Origin of the sequence: Chitinophaga tropicalis (assembly GCF_009758205.1) — a bacterium.
In the GTDB taxonomy this organism is placed as follows: domain Bacteria; phylum Bacteroidota; class Bacteroidia; order Chitinophagales; family Chitinophagaceae; genus Chitinophaga; species Chitinophaga tropicalis.
The window spans coordinates 1-524 of record NZ_WRXN01000056.1 but is presented as its reverse complement, the minus strand read 5'-3'; the positions used below and the strand labels follow the sequence as shown (position 1 = coordinate 524).

The 524-nt window shown below is 43.9% G+C and carries 1 protein-coding gene; it reads left to right on the top strand.

The features are described from left to right. Positions 1-524 (top strand): hypothetical protein (locus GO493_RS30785; protein ID WP_157310080.1); only part of this gene is annotated, 524 nt, incomplete at both ends.

Here is a 524-nt window from a genome sequence, read left to right as displayed (position 1 = left end):
TGGGGCTCCTCGTTTAGTTCCGGAATTTCTTTTGCCTATCCATCATTTACTCCGAATATAACATTGCCTTATACCTCTTCTTTCATCAGTTTTGTGGCAAAAGTAGGATCGGAGACGAAAGGGCTGTCGAAGCACCTTTCTTTTACGGGCTATATAGCCAAACAGAAAATCGCTGACAAAGATAAACGCCTGGCATTACCAGCTTATGGCTATCTGAATTATCAGAAAGCTAACGGTAATGACGCGGCGCTGCTGGATTTTAACAGGGAGAAGGAAATACCATACCGTGAAACACCGGCAGTTCCCAATATTGCCATTCCTTCCTATACGTATGACGTGTTTTCTATGTCAGGAGAAGGTACCGGTGGTGTTTTTCGTGCCTATAGAGGAGATATTGGGTATATATATGACCATAGTATACGGACGCGCGATAATTCAGACCGGTTAGGTGGAGAATTGGGTTTTGGAGACCTTGTCCATGTAGGTGTAGACCTGAATGTGAATCGCTCTTATACAGAAACAGG